The sequence below is a fragment of the Streptomyces sp. NPDC034099 genome (genome assembly GCF_055575415.1).
In genome coordinates this window covers 265,202-277,185 of sequence record NZ_JBVISR010000008.1, presented here as the reverse complement: position 1 = coordinate 277,185, position 11,984 = coordinate 265,202, and the positions used below count along the sequence as shown (strand labels likewise).

Genomic DNA, 11,984 nt, shown 5'->3' with positions numbered 1-11,984 from the left:
CGAACGGGGACAACGGACGGACAACGACTCACAGGCTGATCCACCCGGCCACCAGGGCGACGAGGCCGAGCACCGCGCCGGTCACGGAGACGGCCAGGACGACGAGTTCCCCGGGCGAGAACAGCCGACGGCCCTGCTCGCGGCGGGCCATCACGAACAGCACGGTCGCCGGGGCGTAGACGACGAAGGACACCAGGACGAACTTCAGCCCCGCCGCGTACAGCAGGAACGCGGTGTACAGCGTGGCGACGACCCCGACCGCCAGCTCGCGCCGCGAGGTGCGGCCGCCCTCGGTCAGCGGGTCGTCCCGGCTGCCGATCCGCACCGCGAAGGCCGCCGCCAGCAGGTACGGGATCAGGGAGAGGGCGCTGGTCAGGTTGAGCGCGAAGTCGAAGGCGTCGCTGGAGAAACTGGTGGCGATCAGCACCACCTGGGTGAGCAGCGAGGACATCAGCAGCGCCGGCACCGGCACGTCGGCGGCGTTGGCGCGGCGCAGGAAGCGGGGCATGTCGTCGTCCTTGGCCGCGACGAAGAGCACCTCCGCCGCCATCAGCGTCCAGGCCAGATAGGCGCCCAGGACCGACACGATCAGACCGACGCTGATGAACACCCGGCCCCAGGTGCCGACGGCCGCCTCCAGGACACCCGCCATGGACGGCTGGCGCAGGCCGGCGATCTCGGCCATCGGCATGATGCCGTACGACACGATGGTCACCGACGCGAAGACGGCGAAGACGCTGAGGAAGCCGAGCACCGTCGCCCTGCCCACGTCGGACCGGCGCCGGGCGTGCCGTGAGTAGACACTGGCGCCCTCGACGCCGAGGAACACGAAGACGGTCGCCAGCATGGTGCCGCGCACCTGTGAGAACAGGGAGCCGGCGTAGTCGGCGCCGCCGAAGTTGTCCGCGAAGACGCCCGGTTCGAAGTACACCAGGGCCAGGACGATGAAGAAGACGATGGGGACGAGCTTGGCCACCGTGACGATCCGGTTGATCGCCGTCGCCTCCTTCACCCCGCGCCGGATCAGCCAGAAGAACGCCCACAGCCCGGCGGAGGACAGCACCACCGCCACGGCGGTGTCCCCGTCGCCCAGGGCGGGCCAGACCGACCCGGCGGTCGACATGATCAGGACCCAGTAGGTCACGTTGCCCACGCACGAACTGGCCCAGTAGCCGAAGGCGGCGAAGAAGCCCGGGTACTCGCCGAAGCCCGCCTTGGCGTACGCGTATACGCCGGCGTCGAGGTCGGGTCTGCGCACCGCGAGGGACTGGAAGACGAAGGCCAGCGTCAGCATGCCCGTGCCCGCGATCGCCCAGGCGATCAGCGCGCCCGCGACGCCGGTCTCCTCGGCGAAGCGCCCCGGCAGCGAGAACACCCCGGCGCCCACCATCGACCCGACCACCATGGCGGTCAGGGTGAACATCCCCACCTTCGCGGTGGGCGGTGCGGTGCTGTCGACGTCGGAAGCAGCGGCCTGCGACATGCCGTCCCTCCGGGTGGCTGAGCGATTGCGACCACTGTGCATGAGGTGGTCGCTCCGGGCATCTCGGTCAGCCGTGCAGGGCGAGGTACGGGGCGAGCGCGAACAGCGTGGCGATGAGGGCGTACTTCAGGTGACGCGTGGGCAGCGCGTGGGCGATCCGCCAGCCCAGCAGCACCCCCGCCAGCTCGGGCACGCCGACCAGCACCGCCAGCGGCCAGTCGACCGCCCCCTGGGCCAGGTACCCCACCGTTCCCACCCCGGCGATGACGACGGACTGGGCCTGGGCCGCGGCGAGGGACTCCAGCACGGGCACGCCCAGGGCCACCAGCAAGGGGACGGTCAGCATCGGTCCGCCGATGCCGACGACCCCGGCCGCCACGGCCACCGCGCAGCCCGGCCCCGCCACCACCGCCGTCGACGGGTGCGCCCGCCCGGCGGCCGCACGGCGGCGCTCGCGGAGCCACACCAAGCCCGCCACGCCCGCCACGAACACACCGAGCACCAGCCCGAACACCCGCTTGGACACGTACGAGTTGACCAGGACGCCGAGCGGGGTACCGGCGACCGCGCTCACCGCCAGGACCAGCGCCGTGCGCCGGGTCCCCGGCTCGCGCAGCTGCCCGGAGCGGGTGTAGGCGGCGGTCGCGAGGACCCCGGTGGCGACATGGGTGACGAGGGCCGTCCCGGCCACCTCCGCGGGCGTCAGACCGGTGAGCGCGAACAGGCCGATGGTGGGCAGCACCCCGCCCGGCCCGACGGCGGTGATGCCCACCCCGCCGACCAGCCCCAGCAGCCCCAGCGCCACCAGCACGGGCACACTCGCACCGGTCATCTCAGTCCTTCTCCGACGCGGTCCGCGGCCCACCGCGGTGGAGCGTGGCGCGCAGGGTCATCCGGTCCGCGCGGACCCGGATCGACTCGGCGTCCACCGGTCGGCCGTCCGCCAACCGGGTCAGCCGCTCCAGGGCGAACACCGCCGCCCCCGGCTCGATCCCCAGCAGCCGTGCCGTGCCCGGGTCCGCGTTGACCGCGTGCACGGCCACCTCGGCCCGCCCGAGCCGGACACCGGCGGCCTCCTCGACCAGGTCGAACACATCACGGTCCCGCAGATCGCCGGCGAGCACGGCACGGCCGACGTCGTCGGTCAGGCAACTGGTGTCCAGCGACAGCGGCAGCCCGTCCAGCCACCGCAGCCGCTCCACGTACACACCGCCCGCCCCGGCCGGCACCTCCAGACGGGCGGCGATCGCGGCGGGCAGCACCGGCACCTCGGCGGCGACCCGCACCTCGTTGGTCACGGTGCCGCGCCCGGTCAGCTCCTCGGCCAGCCCGGTCAGCCGGTCGAGGCCGTGCCCGTACTTCGGCAGCAGCACCGTCGTCCCGATCCCGCGCCGCCGGGTGATCAGACCCTCCTCGCGCAGCAGCCCCAGGGCGTCCCGCACGGCGTTGCGCGAGGCACCGAACCGGCGGCCCAGATCCCGCTCGTCGGGCAGCCTGCCGTCGGCGAAGGCACCGCCCGTGATCTGCTGCCGCAGTACGTCGGCCAGCTGCCGGGCCCGCTCGGCGCGCGGCCGTCCCCCGTGGTGGTCCATGCCGCTCACGGTAACCCGGACCATGTTTCGCCGACGTTACGCCACCCCAGCTGACCTGCGAAAACGTCTGACCTGCGGATTCATGGGGGAGCGCGGCGCGCTTCGCCACCCGGCCCGCGGGACGCTCACCGCGCGGTGCGCAGATCCACGCCGCGCCGGGCCAGGTTCAGCACTCCGACGACGATGAGTGCCACCCCGAGCAGCTGCGGCACGACCCACCAGTCGCCCCGTACGTCCTCCCGGTACAGGACCACGCCGAGCAGCAGACTCACCGTCGCGTCGCCCAGCGTGAGGGCGGGCTGCGAGGCGACGAGCGGGCCGCCCTGCATGGCGTGCTCCAGCAGGAGCACGGCGCACACCCCGGCCACCGCGAAGCCGTAGGTCTGCCAGGCGGTGAAGAAGCCGACCGGGCCGTCGGCGTCCAGGACGCGCATGGAGTCCTTCATCAGTCCGGCCGTCAGCGCGTAGCACACCGCCGTGGCCGCGCCGAGACACCCGGCACGGGCCTTGCCGACCGGACGCTTGAGACCGGCGGCGGCCAGCAGTACGGCCGCCCCGGCACAGGCCGCCAGCGCGGGCACCCAGCGGTCCAGGGGTACGTCGGCCTCGCCGCCGTCCGGCGCGGCCGAGGCCAGCGCGACACCGAGCCCCACGACCACCCCGCCGACGGCGAGCCACATGACCTCCGGCAGCCGGTTGCCGGTCAGCAGCGAGGCCAGCAGCAGGGCCAGCGGAAGCTCCAGCACGAACAGGGGCTGTACGAGTGACAGCGGCCCCGTCGCCAGGGCGACCGCCTGCCCCACACCGGCCACCACGACGGCCAGCATGCCGCCGAGCCACACGGGGCGCCGCAACAGATCGAGGACGAGTCCGGGGCGGAACCCCTGGGACTGCGGCACGCTCAGCGCGGCGCGCCGCTGGAGCACGGTGGCCAGCGCGTTGCTGAAGGCGGCGAGGAGTGCGAAGAGCACCGGCAGTACAACACCCATCCACCGATACTCACCCCGATCGCCCCCGGCCGCGCGCCGCGTCGCGTCCGGGGTGCCGGGGGGCTGCTCAGCTGTCGCTCTGTCCGGAGGCAGCCTCGGCCGCGGGGTCCTGCTTCCGCTCGGGCGCGGCGGCCTCGGTGGCGGTGTAGTAGACCGAGGTGCCCTGCTTGGTGCGCTGGGCCTGGTTCTTGGCGACGAGTCCCTCGAGCGTGGTGCGCACGACCGTGGTCTTGACGGTGCGTCCGGAGTGGGCCTCGCTCAGCGCCGTGGTGACCTCGGCGGCGGACCGCGGTTCCCGCTGCCCGGCGAGGTGCTCGCGCACCAGCTCCACCAGGGTCGGCCGGCCCGCGTCCCGTGCCGCCGCCTTCTTCGCCGCGGGCTTCCCGGCGCTCTTGGCGGCGGTCTTGGCGGCCGACTTTGCGGGTGTCTTCTCGGCCGTCTTGGCGGATGCCTCGGCGGGTGTCCTGTCCGCCGTCTCGGTGGTCGTCGTGGCGGTCGACCTGGTGGCCTTCTTCGCGGTCGGCTTGGAGGCCGGCTTGGCACCCGGCTTCGAGGCCGCCGCGCGCTTGGGCGCGGAGGTTGCCTTCTTGCTCCGCGTCGACTTGCCCGCGGCCGACCGCGAGGCGGCACCGCCACGCGGAGCCGGCACCGTGGCCGCCCCGGTCGCGGCGGCGGGCTCCGGGGCGGGGGCGGACTGCGGCGGCGCGGTGATGCCGAGGGCCTGCTGCATGTTCACCAGCAGGGCGTGGTCGTGCTGGAGCGCGGCCAGTTGCTGCTGGAGAGCCGTGATCTCCGCGCTGACACGTTCCTGCTCCTTGACGTTGCGCTCCAGGTCGTCGGTGACCTGGACGCTGTACTGCGACGCCAGTTCGGTGGCGGACTGCATCGTGCTCTCGGACATGGTGTGGACTCTCCTTGGTTCGCGGCCGTGAAGGCTGACGCGCAGCCCTCAGTTGTTGCCCTGTTCGCTGCCGAGTCGGTATACCACGTATGGCCGCCCTCGTGGTATGTGCCGCCGCAACCCAGTGCGTGTGTTCGGACCACGGAGAGAGGTGCTCACCCGCCCGCGGGCACCTCCACGACCTTCCCGTGCTCGTCGACGGTATGTGTCTGCCAGTAGGTGTCCCACTTGTCGCCGACGTGTTCCGGGACCTTGCCCTCGGGGTAGCGGGTGTAACCCTTGGGCGGCTCCTCGCCGTTGGGCACACATGCGCTGCCGGTGCCGCCGATGCTCAGGACCGGGTACTCACCGCCGCCGCAGCTGGCCTCCTCCATGGAACAGCCGGTCAGCACCGCCGCGGCGGCGACACAGGCCAGGACGAGACCACGGACGGACCGCCCGGTGCGGTCGGCGGACGCGGTCGGCGGACGGTGAAGCAGGTGAGTGGTACGCACGGTTGGCTCCCTGAGGGGGTGACTGGTGCGGCAAGCGTCCCCTGGCGGGGGGACGCACCTCATGAGTACGAGTACTCAATCGGACGAGCCGTATTACCTGTCACGGTCGGTCAAGCGGTCCACCCGGCGCGCGCTCGCCCGGGCCTCCCGCTCGGCCCCCGCCACGGCGTCCGCGGCCGCGCGGTCCCGCTCCTCGGCCTCCCGCCGTCCCCGTTCGGCCCGTTCGAAGTCCTCATGTGCCGCGCGCAGCCGCTCCTCGGCGGCGGCCACCGTCTCGCGGACCCGGCCCAGTTCGTCGTCGGCCCGGCGGAACGACTCCCGCGCCTCGGCCTGCTCGGCGCGTGCGTCGCGCAGGTGCCGTTCGGCCCGCTCGGCCTCCTGTTCGGCCCGCTCCCGTTCTTCTCGCCGTTTGCGGCGCCGCTCGGCGAGTTCGTCCTTCGCCCGGGTGCCGGACGCGGCGCGGGGGGACTTCGGGCGCGCGGTCCGGGGTTCGGTTCGGGCGGGCTCGGGCGGAGCGGTGCCCGAAGGAAAGGCCGAGGGCGGGGTCAGGGAGACCTCCAGGCGTCCCCCGGCCCACCGGCCGGCCGCGTCCGGGTCCGCGAGGACCGCGCGCAGCGTCGACTCGACCTCCCGCTGCGCCGCCTGGGAGAGCCGCTGCCCGGCCTCGCCGGCGAGCTGTGCGGCCTGCCGGGAGAGGGCGGCGACGATCCGCCGGCGCTGCGCCGAGAGTTCCTTGAGTCCGGCGGCGTCCAGGGTGCGGTGTGCCTCGCGCAGTGCCTGCCCCAGCTCCAGGAACCGCCGGGTCTCCTCCGGCCGGGAGCGGGTCAGCAGATTCGCCGCCCACGCGGCGAGGGTGGGCCGGCGGGCGGCGTGGATGCGGCGGGCGTCCTCCTTGCGACCGGCGGTTCTGGCGGCCGCGGCGCGTTCCTCCCGACGGGAGACGAAGGCGGACGGAGGCATGGCGTACAGCTCGTCCAGGACCTGCTCGACCGCTTCCGCGTCCCGGCCGTCCGTGTCCCGGCGACGTCCGCCCTTGCGCTGCATGGTCTCCGCCTCCGTCCTCCGCCGTCCGTCCTCCGCCGTCCCGCTCCGTGCCGACCGCGAGCCGCCGGGACCGTCCCGGCGTCGGCGCGGCCTACGTCGCCGCCGCCTCCAGGTCGTCGTAGACGAGCAGGCCGTCCGACCGCAGCCTGGCGCCCGGGGTGGGGGAATGGGCCGTCAGCCGGCCGTCGTGCATGAGGTGGTCCGCCGGGGTGTCACGGGCCAGTACGGCGAAGTCGGCGATGAGGCGCCGGTGGCAGCGCCACCACACCGACTCGCCGCACATGACCGCGGTGCGCTCGTGCGCCGCCGAGGCCAGCAGCTCGTCCATCGCGGCGACGAACTCCGGCGACCGCGTGTGCCCCGCGTACGCGCGGAAGGACGCGTTGCGCCAGACGACGTCGGGAGATTCGGGTGCCGGCTTGCGGAACCCGCCCAGCCGCCGCTCCCACCGGTAGTCCAGGCCCTCCTCGGGCATCCACTCGGCCAGCCGGTCCCGCAGCAGGTCGGGGTCGCGGCGGCTGCCGGGGGCGGTCCTGACGTCGACCACGGAGGTGACACCGGCACCACGCAGCAGTCCGGCCAGCTCCGCGCGGCCCGCGGTGCCGTGCCCGAACGTGACCAGGTGGGGCTGCGCCATGTCGTCGCCGGTCCCCGCACTTCCTGCGCCCATGCCTTCTGTCTACGGTCACCCGGGCGGCCCCGCGACCCGAACGGGGCCCACCCGGGCACGGTGCCGGGCCGCCGTCCGCCGGCCGAAGGTGCGCCGGTAGGCGTGCGGGCTGACTCCGGTGGTGCGCTTGAAGCGGTCGCGGAAGGCCGTCGGCGAGCCGAAGCCGACCTGGGCGGCGATGCGTTCCACGGAGTGCTCGGTCGTCTCCAGCAGGTGCTGCGCCTGCCGGACCCGGGCACGGTGCAGCCACTGCAGCGGGGTGCTGCCGGTCTGCTCCCGGAAGCGGCGGATGAGGGTCCGGGTGCTCATCCCGGCGTGGGCGGCGATGTCGGCGAGGGAGAGGTCGCTGGCCAGGTTCTCCCGCAGCCAGGTGAGCAGGGGTTCGAGGGCGGAACCGCGGGGCACGGGGGTGTAGTCGTGGACGATGAACTGGGCCTGGCCGCCTTCGCGTTCGAGCGGCATCACCGACAGCCGGGCGGCGTGCGCGGCGACCGCCGAGCCGTAGTCGCGCCGGATCATGTGCAGGCACAGGTCCAGGCCCGCGGCGGCGCCGGCCGAGGTGAGGATCCGGCCGTTGTCGACGTACAGGACGTCCGGGTCGACGTCGATGTCCGGATGGCCGTCGGCCAGGGCTTTCGCGGCGGCCCAGTGGGTGGTGGCCCGCAGCCCGTCCAGCAGTCCGGTGGCGGCCAGCGGGAAGGTGCCGGAGCAGATGGAGGCGATCCGGGTGCCGTTCCCGGCGGCCTTGCGCAGCGCGTCGCGGACGGCGGGGGAGAGCGGCTCGGCGACGGCGGCCGTACCGGGCACGATGATGGTGTCCGCCTCCAGCAGCCCCTCCAGTCCCCAGGGCGCGCGCAGCGTGAACGCGCCGGCGTCGATCTCGGGGTGCTCGGCACACACCCGGATCCGGTAGCCGGGGCGGCCGTCGGGGAGCCGGGTACGGGTGAAGACCTCGATCGGGGTGGACAGGTCGAACGGGATCACCTGGTCCAGCGCGAGAACGGCGACGGTGTGCATGGCCGGAACGTACCTCCTCGCTGGACGGTGACCGGCGGCCGTGGCGTTTTCCCGTGGGAAGCCGTCACTCCTGCCACGGGAGGCCGAACCGGCCGTCCTGTCATGTTAAGCCATTTGCCTAATTGAATTAGGCCAGTGCACAATCGGTGAAGGGGAGAGCCGTACACCAAGCCGCACCACCGCCGGAGACGACATGCACACCACGGACGACTGGATCACCACGCCCATCACCGGGGACCTCCTGCGGGGCGCCCTCGACCTGGAGCGCACCGAGCGCGGCCTGCTGCCGCACCGGCTGCCCGCCCGGGCCCGCGCGCAGAACAACGACGGACAGCTGGCCATGGCCGAGTCCCAGCCCTCAGGCGTACGCCTGGCCCTGCGCACCCGCGCCACCGTCCTCGAACTGGACACCCTGCCCACCAAGCGGGTCTACGTCGGTGTCCCGCCGCGCCCGGACGGCGTGTACGACCTGCTCGTCGACGGCCGTCCGGCGGGCCGGGGCAGTGTGACGGGCGGCAACACCCTGACCATCGACATGACCACCGGCACGGCGGGCGTCGAGCCCGGTCCGGTCGGCACCCTCCGCTTCGCGGACCTGCCCGAGGGCAGCAAGGACATCGAGATCTGGCTGCCGCACAACGAGACCACCGAACTCGTCGCCCTGCGCACCGACGCCCCCGTCGAGCCCGCACCGGACCCCGGCCGCCGGGTCTGGGTGCACCACGGCAGCTCGATCAGTCACGGCTCCGACGCCGCGAGCCCCACCACCACCTGGCCCGCCCTCGCCGCATCCCTCGGCGGCGTGGAACTGATCAACCTGGGCCTGGGCGGCAGCGCCCTGCTCGACCCGTTCACCGCACGGGCGATGCGCGACACCCCCGCCGACCTGATCAGCGTGAAGATCGGCATCAACGTGGTGAACGCCGACCTCATGCGCCTGCGGGCCTTCGGCCCCGCCGTGCACGGCTTCCTCGACACCGTCCGGGAGGGCCACCCCACCGCCCCGCTGCTGGTCGTCTCGCCCATCCTGTGCCCCGTGCAGGAGGACACCCCCGGCCCCCTCGCCCCCGACTTCTCCGGCATCGCCGAGGGCCGCCTCCGGTTCGTCGCCACGGGTGACCCGGCGGACCGCGCGAGCGGGAAACTGACCCTGAACGTCATCCGGGACGAGCTGTCCCGGATCGTCGCCGAACGGGCCGCCGACGACGAGAACCTGTACTACCTCGACGGGCGCGAACTGTACGGAGAGGCCGACGCGGCAGACCTGCCCCTGCCGGACAACATCCACCCGGACGCCGCCACCCACCGCCTCATCGGCGAACGCTTCGCCAAGCTGGCCTTCGCCGACCGGGGAGCCTTCAGCGGCTGAACCTCACGAGCCCTCACGACCCGACGACGACCCCGGCGAAGCGACCGGCCACCTCGCGCCAGACCGCCTCGGCCGCGGGCTCGTCGCGTTCCGCCCGGCGGGAGATCTCCACCGGGTCCAGCCCCCGGGCCCGGAGCCGTTCGGCGTCCCACGACCTGACCCGGTCAGCCCCCGCCTCGGGGTGGAACTGCACACCCCACGCCCGCTCACCGACCCGGAACGCCTGGTACGGGCACCGCTCGCTCGACATGAGCCACGCTGCGCCGGGCGGCAGGGCGGTGACGGCGTCCTGGTGGTGCTCGACCGCCGTCACCCGCTCCGGCAGCCCTGCGAAGAGCGGATCGGCAGCGGCCTCGGGCCGCACGGTCAACGGCGTGCTGCCGACCTCCGGTTCACCGTGCTCGCCCCGCACCGTGCCGCCGGCGACCTGGGCGAGGAGCTGTCCGCCGAGGCAGATCCCGAAGACCGGGGTGCCCCGCTCCACCGCCTCGGCGACCAGGGCCCGGGTGGGGGCGAGCCAGGGAGCGCGCTCGTCGTCGTCCGGCAGGTAGCCACCGCCGAGCACCAGCACGCCGTCGTGCTCCGGACGCCGGGGGAGCGCCGCACCGGCGTACGCGTGCACCACGTCCAGTGCCACCCCGCCCGCGACCAGCCAGTCACCGAACCGGCCCGCCCCACCGCCCCGGTGGTTCTGCACCACCAAGAGCCGCGACATCTCCCCACCCCGCTTCACCTCGTACGGACTCGGCCTCGCCGCACGCGACGCGGCGGGCCGTCCGCCCACCGTGTCACAGACCGGCCGCCCGATGCGTCGGCTCACCGTCGAGGACGGTCAACAGCACCGGTACGTCGGCGAGTTCGGTGGACGCCACGGTGAGCGGGTCGGCGCCGAGGACTGTCAGGTCGGCACGGTGGCCCACGGCGATCCGTCCGGCCTCGTGCTCCTCGCCCGCCGCGTAGGCGGCGTTGACGGTCATGCCGCGCAGCGCCTCCGCCGCCGTCAGCGCCTGTTCCGGGCCGTGCGGGGCCCGGCTCAGATCGCGCGTCGGCCGACGGTGGCGGGCGCCCGCCATGACGCCGAGCGGCGGGTACGGCGCGATGGGCCAGTCGGAACCGAGGACCACGAGGGCACCCGAGTCGTGCAGGTCGCGGCAGCGCCAGGCCCGCGAGGCGCGCGGCTCGCCCAGCCGCCGCGACCAGTTGTCGGTGTGGTCGGCACGGGTGAAGTCGCAGCAGTGCGTGGGCTGCATGGACGCCACGACACCCAGTTCGGCGAACCGGCGCAGCGTGTCGTCCGGGACGGTCTCGATGTGCTCGACCCGGTGCCGCGGCCCTGGGCCGCCCTCCGTCCGGGCCTTCTCCACGGCGTCGAGGACGTGCCGTACGGCCGCGTCGCCGATCGCGTGGGTGGCCGTGGGCACCCCCGCCCGGTGCAGCACGCCGATAACGCGCGTGTACTCCTCGGGGTCGGGCCAGAAGGCGTGCCGGGACTCGCCGTGGCAGTCCGGCTGCTCCAGCCACGCGGTGCCGTTGTCGACGGTCCCGTCCATGAAGATCTTGACCCCGGCGGTCCGCCACAGCCGGCCGCCCACGCCCTGCCGTGCGACGAGCGCGCGCACCCCCTCCTCGTCCGTGCCCGGCTGGCACCAGGGAGCCACCCGCAGCCGCAGCGGCAGCCGCCCGGCCTCGTCCAGCTCGGTGAAGAAGGCGAGGCTGTCGCCGTTCGCGTCCATCACGTGGCCGCCGGTCAGCCCGGAGGCGGCCATGGCGCGCAGGGCCGCGGCGAGCCGGTCACGCCGCTCCTCGCGGGTGGGCCGCGGCGCGATGCGCTCCACCAGGTCGCAGGCGGCGTCCTCCAGCAGCAGCCCGGTCGGGCTGCCGTGCGCGTCGCACACCACCTCGGCCGTCGCCTGGTCGAAGGTGCGCGGCCCGTCCACCCCGGCGAGTTCGAGTGCCCGCCGGCTGGCCAGCATCGAGTGCGCGTCGAAGAGCAGCAACAGCGCCGGCACGCCCTCCAGCACGGCGTCGAACGGCGCCACCTCGACCGGACGGCCGGCGAAGACGTTGGGGTCCAGCCCCCAGCCGTGCAGCCACGCACCCCGGGGGAGGTCGCGCACCGCGCCGGCCAGCGCCCCACGCACCTGGTCGAGGTCGCGGCAGCCGGACAGGTCGAGGCCGTGGGTCAGCTCGGCGCCCGTGACGGGATGGATGTGGCCGTCGACCAGACCGGGAGTCACCACGGCGCCGCCCAGGTCGATCACCGTGGTCGAGGCGTCCGCGAGGGCCCGGACCTCCCGGTCGTCACCGAGGGCCGCGATCCGGCCGTCGGCCGCGGCCAGCGCGGTCTGCGGCAGGAGGGCACCGGTGGCCGGATCGAGCAGCCGAGCCGAGAGCAGGATCAGAGAGGTGCGCACAGTCGCTCCTT

The 11,984-nt window shown here is 74.0% G+C and carries 12 protein-coding genes; 1 reads left to right on the top strand and 11 read right to left on the bottom strand.

Annotated elements, in window-relative coordinates; translation table 11 throughout:
* Nucleotides 1-28: 28 nt before the first annotated feature.
* The 9 genes from ACZ56V_RS23930 to ACZ56V_RS23890 all read right to left on the bottom strand — a co-directional run bounded on the left by ACZ56V_RS23930 (nucleotide 29) and on the right by ACZ56V_RS23890 (nucleotide 8,190).
* Nucleotides 29-1,483: a basic amino acid/polyamine antiporter gene (locus ACZ56V_RS23930; protein WP_467379993.1), complete on the bottom strand. Its 1,455-nt coding sequence runs from the start codon at nucleotides 1,481-1,483 to the stop codon at nucleotides 29-31.
* A gap of 67 nt (nucleotides 1,484-1,550) precedes the next feature.
* Nucleotides 1,551-2,315, bottom strand: a complete 765-nt coding sequence (locus tag ACZ56V_RS23925; protein ID WP_468945050.1) for a sulfite exporter TauE/SafE family protein — start codon at nucleotides 2,313-2,315, stop codon at nucleotides 1,551-1,553.
* Between the two features lies 1 nt (nucleotide 2,316).
* Nucleotides 2,317-3,075 (bottom strand): GntR family transcriptional regulator, encoded by a 759-nt coding sequence (locus ACZ56V_RS23920; RefSeq protein WP_468945047.1) that lies wholly within the window; start codon nucleotides 3,073-3,075, stop codon nucleotides 2,317-2,319.
* 125 nt (nucleotides 3,076-3,200) lie between these two features.
* On the bottom strand, nucleotides 3,201-4,064 hold the full coding sequence (locus ACZ56V_RS23915; RefSeq protein WP_398908597.1) for a DMT family transporter: 864 nt from the start codon (nucleotides 4,062-4,064) through the stop codon (nucleotides 3,201-3,203).
* Between the two features lie 67 nt (nucleotides 4,065-4,131).
* Nucleotides 4,132-4,965 (bottom strand): hypothetical protein, encoded by an 834-nt coding sequence (locus ACZ56V_RS23910; protein WP_467379998.1) that lies wholly within the window; start codon nucleotides 4,963-4,965, stop codon nucleotides 4,132-4,134.
* Between the two features lie 155 nt (nucleotides 4,966-5,120).
* Entirely contained in the window at nucleotides 5,121-5,459 is a 339-nt protein-coding gene (locus tag ACZ56V_RS23905; RefSeq protein ID WP_398908600.1) for an SCO0607 family lipoprotein, read from the bottom strand.
* A 93-nt stretch (nucleotides 5,460-5,552) separates the two neighbouring features.
* Nucleotides 5,553-6,503 carry a hypothetical protein gene (locus ACZ56V_RS23900; protein WP_468945043.1) on the bottom strand — a complete coding sequence of 317 codons (951 nt, stop codon included), beginning with the start codon at nucleotides 6,501-6,503 and terminating at the stop codon, nucleotides 5,553-5,555.
* A gap of 91 nt (nucleotides 6,504-6,594) precedes the next feature.
* Complete coding sequence (locus tag ACZ56V_RS23895; protein WP_398908604.1) at nucleotides 6,595-7,173, bottom strand: DUF488 family protein; 579 nt, start codon at nucleotides 7,171-7,173, stop codon at nucleotides 6,595-6,597.
* Nucleotides 7,174-7,188: 15 nt separating this feature from the next.
* Nucleotides 7,189-8,190, bottom strand: coding sequence for a GlxA family transcriptional regulator (locus ACZ56V_RS23890; protein WP_468945040.1), 1,002 nt, complete (start codon nucleotides 8,188-8,190; stop codon nucleotides 7,189-7,191).
* A gap of 193 nt (nucleotides 8,191-8,383) precedes the next feature.
* Here ACZ56V_RS23890 and ACZ56V_RS23885 point away from each other — a divergent pair, with 193 nt between their 5' ends.
* Nucleotides 8,384-9,559 (top strand): GDSL-type esterase/lipase family protein, encoded by a 1,176-nt coding sequence (locus ACZ56V_RS23885; RefSeq protein WP_468945037.1) that lies wholly within the window; start codon nucleotides 8,384-8,386, stop codon nucleotides 9,557-9,559.
* A gap of 13 nt (nucleotides 9,560-9,572) precedes the next feature.
* Here the strand turns inward: ACZ56V_RS23885 and ACZ56V_RS23880 are convergent, their stop codons facing one another.
* Complete coding sequence (locus ACZ56V_RS23880) at nucleotides 9,573-10,274, bottom strand: type 1 glutamine amidotransferase (protein WP_398908608.1); 702 nt, start codon at nucleotides 10,272-10,274, stop codon at nucleotides 9,573-9,575.
* Between the two features lie 73 nt (nucleotides 10,275-10,347).
* On the bottom strand, nucleotides 10,348-11,973 hold the full coding sequence (locus ACZ56V_RS23875) for an amidohydrolase (protein WP_467380006.1): 1,626 nt from the start codon (nucleotides 11,971-11,973) through the stop codon (nucleotides 10,348-10,350).
* Between the last annotated feature and the right edge of the window lie 11 nt (nucleotides 11,974-11,984).

What these genes read in the sequence shown, in the direction of transcription:
- ACZ56V_RS23930 (WP_467379993.1), bottom strand. Translation starts at nt 1,483, where the DNA reads ATGTCGCAGGCCGCTGCTTCCGACGTCGACAGCACCGCACCGCCCACC.
- ACZ56V_RS23925 (WP_468945050.1), bottom strand. Translation starts at nt 2,315, where the DNA reads ATGACCGGTGCGAGTGTGCCCGTGCTGGTGGCGCTGGGGCTGCTGGGG.
- ACZ56V_RS23920 (WP_468945047.1), bottom strand. Translation starts at nt 3,075, where the DNA reads ATGGACCACCACGGGGGACGGCCGCGCGCCGAGCGGGCCCGGCAGCTG.
- ACZ56V_RS23915 (WP_398908597.1), bottom strand. Translation starts at nt 4,064, where the DNA reads ATGGGTGTTGTACTGCCGGTGCTCTTCGCACTCCTCGCCGCCTTCAGC.
- ACZ56V_RS23910 (WP_467379998.1), bottom strand. Translation starts at nt 4,965, where the DNA reads ATGTCCGAGAGCACGATGCAGTCCGCCACCGAACTGGCGTCGCAGTAC.
- ACZ56V_RS23900 (WP_468945043.1), bottom strand. Translation starts at nt 6,503, where the DNA reads ATGCAGCGCAAGGGCGGACGTCGCCGGGACACGGACGGCCGGGACGCG.
- ACZ56V_RS23895 (WP_398908604.1), bottom strand. Translation starts at nt 7,173, where the DNA reads ATGGGCGCAGGAAGTGCGGGGACCGGCGACGACATGGCGCAGCCCCAC.
- ACZ56V_RS23890 (WP_468945040.1), bottom strand. Translation starts at nt 8,190, where the DNA reads ATGCACACCGTCGCCGTTCTCGCGCTGGACCAGGTGATCCCGTTCGAC.
- ACZ56V_RS23885 (WP_468945037.1), top strand. Translation starts at nt 8,384, where the DNA reads ATGCACACCACGGACGACTGGATCACCACGCCCATCACCGGGGACCTC.
- ACZ56V_RS23880 (WP_398908608.1), bottom strand. Translation starts at nt 10,274, where the DNA reads ATGTCGCGGCTCTTGGTGGTGCAGAACCACCGGGGCGGTGGGGCGGGC.